The following is an 8,974-nucleotide window of genomic DNA, read 5'->3' on the forward strand; positions in this document are numbered from 1 at the left end:
GATTTATGTGCATTTAGCCACAAAAGCAAACGTTTGCCTCTATTATAAGAAACCTGCCTGTTTGCTGACTATTTCGCCGTCACCCACAAAATATGCGCATCATCGTCGCTGACAGAAATCAGCATATGCCCCATATTAGCGTCATAATACACACTGTCACCCGCGTTCATTTCTACCGGCTCATAGAATTCAGAAAAGAAGCGTACGGTGCCTGAAAGGATGAGTAAAAACTCTTCTCCATCATGACGAACCCAATCACTATATTCTTCAAAAGCACGCGCTCGGACTGTGCTTTTAAACGGCATCATTTTTTTATTAGAAAGCTGCGTCGCAAGCAACTCATGTTCATAAGTTGGCGTTGGGTGAGGTTTCCCCTCGCCTTGCTTAGTCAGGTCTCGGCGCCCAGTGGCTACTTTTTTCTTTGGTGGTTCAAAGAGTTGCGGCATATCTATTTGAAGGCCTGTCGCTAACTTCTGCATAGCCTGAAACGTTGGAGAGATCTGTTCATTTTCTATCTTGCTCAATGTAGAGCGTGCCAAGCCTGTTCGTTGACTGGCCTCTTCCAACGTCAACCCCATTTTTGCTCGAATATCTTTTAATCGTTCACCCAGTTTAAGGGGTTCAATATGTTCATCCGCTGCGTCTTTCGCTAGCGTCAAAGATGGGTACTCATCATAGATGTCTTCAGACATATTATCCCTCTAAATAGTCGCTTCCTTTGTCCTGTCCACATTGTTGCATGAAGCGACTTATTCATTAAAGGTCATGTACAAAAATAAAGCGTGCTCTGGTTAACAAAACTGGAAACTGTGTTTCCTATAGGAAATTTTTGATTGATTGTTCACGCCACGCGAGGTATGTTACCGACTTGTTAGATGAAGAGATGCATTGACGCAATCAGTGAAGTGGCTCAATTCCACCTTAACTGAATGATTTAGTCCTAGTCATTGGGACCTATTCACGCTGCCTTTTTGAACAAGTTATTTTGTTCACTCAGTACAAAGACAAGCGTTATTCAATCGTAAAAGAGCACCGCATTACGGGCTCTACATAACAGATAGTTTGAATGATCGTCATATTGAATAAACGTCATATTGAACAAACAACGGAAGGTAAACTGCCATGACTGCTCAGTTCCTAAAAAGCTACCAAAGCCACAGCTTAGAAAACTTTTTCTCAACCAATCTTTCAGCGACTGACGACGCCGTTTTCACTGGCATTCAAGCCGAATTTACTCGCCAAAATGAACAAATTGAGCTTATTGCTTCTGAGAACATTGTTTCCAAAGCGGTCATGCAAGCCCAAGGGACTTGTCTAACAAACAAATACGCCGAAGGGTATCCAAATCGCCGATACTATGGTGGCTGTGAACATGTCGACACCGTTGAAGCTATTGCTATCGAACGCGCTAAATCTCTTTTTAAGTGTGAATACGCAAACGTTCAACCTCACTCTGGCGCACAAGCTAATGGCGCGGTGAAACTGGCGCTGCTGCAACCTGGCGATACCATTATGGGCATGTCACTAGATGCTGGTGGTCACCTAACCCACGGAGCTCGCCCAGCTTTGTCTGGTAAGTGGTTCAATGCCGTTCAATATGGTGTAGACAAAACCACGCTTGAAATCGATTATGACGCCGTTCGCGAACTGGCCATCGAGCACAAACCAAAAATGATCATCGCGGGCGGTTCTGCTATCCCACGCACCATTGATTTTGCTAAATTCCGCGCGATTGCCGATGAAGTCGACGCCATCTTAATGGTCGATATGGCACATATCGCAGGTCTCATCGCGACAGGTGCACACCCTAGCCCGCTGCCACACGCCCATGTTGTTACAACAACGACTCATAAAACATTACGTGGCCCACGCGGTGGCATGATTCTTACTAACCACGAAGACATCATCAAAAAAATAAACTCTGCGGTATTTCCGGGTTTACAAGGTGGCCCTCTCATGCACGTTATCGCGGCAAAAGCGGTCGCGTTTGGTGAAGCATTAGGGCCACAATTTAGTACTTATATTGATTCAGTGATCGCGAACGCAAAAGTTCTTGCTGAAGTATTGCAAACTCGCGGTTGCGACATCGTAACGGGCGGCACCGACACTCACCTGATGCTGGTTGACCTAAGACCAAAAGGCCTTAAAGGCAACAAAGCAGAAGAAGCGCTTGAGCGTGCTGGCATTACCTGTAATAAAAATGGCATCCCATTCGATACCGAAAAGCCTATGATTACTTCTGGTATTCGTTTAGGAACACCAGCTGGAACCACACGTGGTTTCGGCACTGAAGAATTTAAACTCATCGGAGAGTGGATTGGTGACGTTCTGGATGGCTTGGTTGAATCCCCCGAGGGCAACCCAGACGTTGAGCAACGCATTAAAAAAGAAGTGAAAGCCTTGTGCGCTCGCTTCCCACTGTACCAATAAAGAATAAACATCCTTAAATATTTGGAGATATAGCAATGGATAACACTTTGAAGTTTTCTGACAGCCATGAGTGGGTTCGTGATAACGGTGACGGCACCGTGACTATCGGAATTTCAGAGCACGCCCAAGAAATGCTGGGCGATGTGGTATTTGTTGACTTACCAGAAGTCGAAGACGAAATTGAAGCCGGTGAGAGCTTTTCTCTTGTCGAGTCTGTGAAAGCAGCATCTGATATCTACGCGCCAATCACTGGTGAAATTGTAGAAATCAACGAAGAGCTTGAAGACAGCCCTGAGCTTATTAACGAAGAATCTTATGAAGGCGGTTGGATTGTTAAAGTGAAGATGTCTGATGCATCTGAACTGGACAATCTTAAGAGCGCTGAAGACTATCTTGCGTCTATCGAAGACGAGTAAGCCAAGCACGAATCAAAGCTGCCCAATTTTGGGCAGCTTGTTTTTTAAGGGTCTCGCAGAGGATCTTTGAGAAGGTAAAGGAACCATGACTGAATTACTTAACACGCTAAGCACACAAAACGAGTTTGTTGCTCGCCATAACGGTCCGAATAAATCAGACCAACAAAAAATGCTGGATGCCATCAACGTCCAAAATCTTGATGCCCTCATCACAGAAACCGTTCCAGCACAGATCCGCCTAGAACAATCCATGACTCTGGCCGCACCTATGAGCGAGTCCGACATGCTGGTTGAAATGAAAAAGTTCGCGAATCTGAACCAAATCAAACGTTCATTTATCGGTCAAGGTTACTACAACACCTTTACTCCTAACGTTATTCTGCGAAATGTATTAGAAAACCCCGGTTGGTACACGGCGTACACGCCTTATCAGCCTGAGATTTCTCAAGGCCGCCTAGAAGCGCTGCTGAACTACCAACAAATGGTCATGGACCTGACGGGTATGGAAATTGCGAACGCTTCTCTACTGGATGAAGCAACAGCCGCAGCGGAAGCGATGACGCTTTGTAAGCGTGCTGGAAAAAGCAAAAGCAAAACCTTCTTTGTCGCCGATGATGTGCACCCACAAACCATTGAAGTCGTCAAAACGCGAGCAGAGTTCATTGGTTTTGATGTCGTCATTGGTTCACTAGATTCTCTAGCGGAGCAAGACGTATTTGGCGCTTTGGTTCAATACCCAGGTACAACAGGCCAAGTACACGACCTAACCGATATTATTGCTGCAGCGCAAGCCAATAAGACTTTAGTGACGGTGGCGACGGACCTACTCGCGTCAGCGCTACTCAAGCCTGCTGGCGAAATGGGCGCGGATGTTGTCATTGGCTCTGCACAGCGTTTTGGTGTGCCTATGGGTTACGGCGGCCCTCATGCTGCATTCATGGCAACCAAAGAAAAACATAAGCGTACCATGCCAGGTCGTGTCATTGGTGTCTCTATTGACAGCAACGGCAACCAAGCACTTCGTATGGCAATGCAAACGCGTGAACAGCATATCCGTCGCGAAAAAGCCACGTCAAACATCTGTACTGCGCAAGCTCTGCTCGCCAACATGGCGTCTTTCTATGCGGTTTATCACGGTGAGGAAGGTCTAAAAACCATCGCTCGTCGTACTCACCACATGACGGCAATTTTGGCGGCTGGCCTAACTAAGTCAGGCTTTGAATTAGCAAATAATAGCTTTTTCGATACCATCACCATCAACACTGGTGAGCAAACCGATGCGCTATTTACTGCGGCACAAAATGCTGACCTTAACTTACGTAAGTTAGATGGCAAGCTGGGTATCAGTTGTGATGAAACCACCACGGTTGACGATATTAACGCTTTGTTTAACGTATTTGGCGTAAACGAATCCGTTAACGATCTTTCTAGTGAAATTGCGGGCAACGAATTTGCCGCCATTCCAGAAAACTGCCGCCGTAGCACTCGCTACTTAACGCACCCAGTATTTAACACGCATCACAGTGAAACTCAGATGATGCGTTACCTTAAGCAGTTGGAAAATAAAGATTTCTCACTGACGCACGGTATGATCCCGCTGGGCAGCTGTACTATGAAGCTAAACGCGGCGGCGGAAATGATCCCTGTCACTTGGCCGGAATTTGGTTCCATCCACCCGTTCGCACCTTTAGAGCAAGCGGCTGGCTACACGGCTTTGGCACAAGATCTTAAAGAAAAGCTCTGTGAAATTACTGGCTACGATGACTTCTCATTGCAACCAAACTCAGGTGCATCTGGTGAATACGCGGGTCTTATTGCAATTCAACGCTACCACCAAAGCCGCGGCGAAGGTCACCGTAACGTTTGTCTGATCCCAAGCTCTGCGCACGGTACCAACCCAGCAACGGCTTCTATGGTTTCCATGAAAGTAGTTGTGGTGAAATGTGATGATGCAGGCAACATCGACATGGTCGATCTTGCTGCGAAAATCGAAAAACATCGCGAAAACCTTTCCAGTATTATGATCACTTACCCTTCAACACACGGTGTGTATGAAGAGCAAGTAAAAGAAGTGTGTGAAATGGTTCATGAAGCCGGCGGTCAAGTTTACCTAGATGGCGCTAACATGAATGCACAGGTTGGCCTAACGACTCCGGGCTTTATTGGCTCTGATGTTTCGCACCTTAACCTGCACAAAACCTTCTGTATCCCTCATGGCGGCGGTGGTCCAGGTATGGGTCCTATTGGTGTTAAATCGCACCTAGCACCCTTCCTACCAGGTCACATCGAGAACGGTGTACAAGGCGAAGACTACGCCGTGTCGGCAGCAGACTTGGGCAGCGCGTCTATTTTGCCAATCTCGTGGGCTTACATCGCGATGATGGGTGAACCAGGCCTAACCGAAGCCACTAAAGTCGCGATTCTAAACGCGAACTATGTGATGGAAAACTTGCTTCCTCACTATCCTGTTCTTTACCGTGGAGCAAATGGCCGTGTTGCGCACGAGTGCATCATTGACATTCGTCCATTAAAAGAAGAAACAGGCATTAGCGAAGAAGACATTGCCAAGCGTCTAATGGACTATGGTTTCCACGCACCAACTATGTCATTCCCAGTAGCAGGCACGTTAATGGTAGAGCCAACTGAATCGGAAGATTTAGAAGAACTAGACCGTTTCTGCGAAGCGATGATTGCCATTCGCAAAGAGATGACACAAGTGAAAGACGGTGTCTGGCCGCTAGACAATAACCCGCTCGTTAATGCACCGCATACTCAAGTGGATCTGTCTTCTGACACTTGGGAACGTCCGTACTCACGTGAACTCGCTTGTTTCCCATCAAGACAGGCGAAAGCGTCTAAGTACTGGCCAACCGTTAACCGAGTTGACAACGTCTACGGCGATAGAAACCTAGTATGTAGCTGCCCAAGCATCGATAACTATATTGATTAGGGTTTACGGTTGATCACAGATAACCAAGTTGGAAACTGTGATAACTGAGTTGGAAACCGATAATTAAATCGGAAACTGACTTTGAGTAACTAAAGGCGAACCGTTTGGTTCGCCTTTTCTGTAAGTGCTATATTCTTTGCTACGATGATGTCGTATATCACTGCCCCCCTTTACGTTATCCACTCGAGACAAAGAATCACAACATCCCTAATTATTCAATAGCTTACCCATACTCAGCATTCAGTCGGCTGAGCGACGTTAAACCCACGGATAATATTGCACAACGTAATTACGGCAAATACCGCTATCACTATCGATAAATGCCACGGTTTACTTAACCCCAGTTGCACCAAAGACATACTGACAATTGACGATACGATCATTTGGCCACCACCAGACAACGCTGCTGCTGCACCCGCTTGCTTCTTGTAGGGCAACATCACCATGGCCTGAGCACAAGGCATAGCAATACCGTTACCCAGAATCATGAGTAGCTGACCTAACATCAAGTAGACTGGTTCAAGTGGACATAGAAATAGCCAAAACGCGGCAAAAACATGAAGCACCGGAGTCCACAGTAGCATTTTTCTACTACCAATAATGGGGCGAACTCGATTGCAAAGTGTCGTGCCCAAAATCATACCCAGCGCGGGAATAAGCGCCCATAATGCGTACTCATCAGAATGCATTCCAATTTGATCTTGCATGATAAATGGCATTACCGAGACCGTTGTAATCATCAGACTAAAATTCAGCCACCCGACACTCGCAAAGCTCATAAAATAACTAGACCTAAGCAATTCACGGTATTGCGTGATCATCATTCTAGGGGAAGGAATCGAGGATTTTTCTGCGACGGTTTCTTTAAACTTAACGGCGATGACAACCCATGCCAGCGCAACGTAGCTAAACAGCGAAACAAACACCATGCTCCAGCCAAAGTGATAGTTAATAAAACCGCCTAAAACGGGCGCGATGACAGGGGTAATTGATGCCGCCATTGCAATATATGACATTGCCAATGGTAGTTGTGCACCGCTAAACTGATCGCGTGTCGATGCCCTAGCAAGTACGGCGCAACAACCCGTTCCCAGCCCTTGCAAAAATCGTCCAAACACCATACCTTCAAACGAGTGTTGCATAAAGATGATGAGCACTAAGCCAATAAGAGCAATCACAAGCCCACTTAATAGTACTTTCTTTCTACCTATTGCATCCGATATCGGCCCATACAAAAACTGAGAAGGCCCAAAACCTAAAAGGTAGATGCCCACCAGTAACTGAGCTTCATCAAGTGTGATATTAAAATCTTTCGCGATCCACGGTAGAGATGGAAACACCAAGCCCATGCTAAGTTGACCAACACTGATGATAAGGCAAGCGAGAAGAATAACTTTGTAGCGAATTCCTTGAGTCATTGATATTCCGTAGTAAATGGCAGAAACGGTAAAACATATTGTATGATCGATTAGGCTAATCCACTGACGGTTAGCTCGTTTTTATAATAGAAGTCCTACTTACTGAGTACTTTCCCTTAAGATATCAGTTTACAGGTTTAAAACTTGAACATAGAGAGGTTAAAAAGGATGAGTCAAGCGGAACGCAATAAGGTAAATGAGCGAATATCCACTATTGAGGCTTTAGCGAAAGCCGCTGACTATTCATTGATGGATACGCTTAACCGCGACCCTGATGCCACTAGCACAGGCGAAGACTACCAGATCAGGCCCGTGTTTACTGGCCACTATGTTCCAGTTAAACCGACGCCAATCGCGCACTCTATTTATGTCAGCCACAGCCGCTCGCTTTTTCAGGAACTGGGGCTAGATGATGCATTTGCGCAAACTGATGCATTCCGTCACTTGTTCTCAGGCGAGTTAAGTCATGTTCCGAGTCCAATGAAGACGTTCGGCTGGGCAACAGGGTATGCTCTCTCCATTTATGGAACCGAGTACATCGAACAATGCCCATTTAAAACGGGTGACGGTTATGGCGATGGGCGGGCTATTTCTGTCTTTGAAGGCATTCTTAACAACCAACGTTGGGAAATGCAATTAAAAGGCGGTGGCACAACACCATATTGCCGCGGGGCCGATGGTCGAGCGGTGCTACGCTCGAGTGTTAGAGAATTTCTTGCGCAAGAATTTATGCACGCGTTAGGTGTACCATCAACGCGTTCCCTAAGTTTATTTGTATCGCAATCAGAAAGAGTCAACCGACCTTGGTACACGGATGGCTCACACTCGGACAATCCAGATATCATGGTTTCAAACCCTGTAGCAATCACCACTCGTGTCGCGTCATCATTTATACGAGTTGGCCAGCTTGAGTTATTTGCCCGTCGAGCTCGCAGTCAAACTCACCCTGATGCCATTCGTGAACTCGAGATGATAGTTAATCATGCAATAGAGCGCGAATATTCAGAACAGATAGACCAAAACGCATCAACTTCGCACAAAATACTCGCACTCGCGATGGCATTTAGAGATAGGCTCACCTCGTTAATCACACAATGGATGCGTGTTGGCTTCTGCCAAGGTAACTTTAACAGTGACAACTGCGCAGTGGGTGGATTCACGCTCGATTTTGGCCCCTTTGGATTTTGTGAGCGTTTTGAACTTTATTTTCAACCTTGGACAGGAGGCGGGCGTCATTTTTCTTTTTTCAACCAACCGCTCGCTGCCGAGAAAAATTTCGAAAGCTTTTGTTCCGCTTTGATGCCGCTTATTGACTCAGACGCTGATACCATTGAGAAACTCGGGCGAATACAAGATGATTTTTCAACCATAATGCATGAGAAGTTAAGCGGTATGTGGGCGACGAAACTCGGCCTTGAGAAACCCGACAGTGACCTTCTACGAGCGCTGTTTCAGTTAATGGTGCAGACCCACGTGGATTTCACCATCTTCTTTCGCCAACTGTCGCGAATCCCAAATGATGTTTCGACGTTGGAACAGAGCTTCTATACAACGCCAGAAGAAGAACTGATGACACAATGGAAGGATTGGTTGAGTCATTGGCGAAGCCAGATTGACTCCTCGCTAAGTCTCGACGATTTATCAAAGCGAATGAAGCAAGTTAACCCGAAATATACGTGGCGTGAGTGGCTAGTAGTGCCCGCTTACAAACAAGCGGAACAGCAAGAGTTTGGGTTGATTCATGAGCTTCAAGCGATGTT

General features: G+C 46.3%; 6 protein-coding genes. 4 read left to right on the forward strand and 2 right to left on the reverse strand.

Annotation, left to right across the window (positions count from 1 at the left end):
- Nucleotides 1-68 precede the first annotated feature (68 nt).
- Complete coding sequence (locus MD535_RS20255; protein WP_265676842.1) at nucleotides 69-692, reverse strand: helix-turn-helix domain-containing protein; 624 nt, start codon at nucleotides 690-692, stop codon at nucleotides 69-71.
- Nucleotides 693-1,122: 430 nt separating this feature from the next.
- Here MD535_RS20255 and MD535_RS20260 point away from each other — a divergent pair, with 430 nt between their 5' ends.
- The 3 genes from MD535_RS20260 (at nucleotide 1,123) to gcvP (ending at nucleotide 5,796) form a co-directional block, all read left to right on the forward strand.
- On the forward strand, nucleotides 1,123-2,430 hold the full coding sequence (locus tag MD535_RS20260) for a serine hydroxymethyltransferase (RefSeq protein WP_265676843.1): 1,308 nt from the start codon (nucleotides 1,123-1,125) through the stop codon (nucleotides 2,428-2,430).
- A 35-nt stretch (nucleotides 2,431-2,465) separates the two neighbouring features.
- The gene (gene gcvH, locus MD535_RS20265) at nucleotides 2,466-2,846 is read left to right on the forward strand and encodes a glycine cleavage system protein GcvH (protein ID WP_265676844.1); all 381 of its coding nucleotides are present in this window, start codon (nucleotides 2,466-2,468) and stop codon (nucleotides 2,844-2,846) included.
- A gap of 85 nt (nucleotides 2,847-2,931) precedes the next feature.
- Complete coding sequence (gene gcvP, locus MD535_RS20270) at nucleotides 2,932-5,796, forward strand: aminomethyl-transferring glycine dehydrogenase (RefSeq protein WP_265676845.1); 2,865 nt, start codon at nucleotides 2,932-2,934, stop codon at nucleotides 5,794-5,796.
- Between the two features lie 233 nt (nucleotides 5,797-6,029).
- Here gcvP and MD535_RS20275 read toward each other — a convergent pair whose 3' ends face one another.
- Complete coding sequence (locus MD535_RS20275) at nucleotides 6,030-7,214, reverse strand: multidrug effflux MFS transporter (RefSeq protein WP_265676846.1); 1,185 nt, start codon at nucleotides 7,212-7,214, stop codon at nucleotides 6,030-6,032.
- Nucleotides 7,215-7,382: 168 nt separating this feature from the next.
- On the opposite strand from MD535_RS20275, the gene MD535_RS20280 reads away from it, so the two are divergent.
- On the forward strand, nucleotides 7,383-8,974 hold a 1,592-nt coding region (locus MD535_RS20280), incomplete at its 3' end, for a protein adenylyltransferase SelO family protein (protein WP_265676847.1).

Origin of the sequence: Vibrio qingdaonensis, assembly GCF_026191675.1 — a bacterium.
In the GTDB taxonomy this organism is placed as follows: domain Bacteria; phylum Pseudomonadota; class Gammaproteobacteria; order Enterobacterales; family Vibrionaceae; genus Vibrio; species Vibrio qingdaonensis.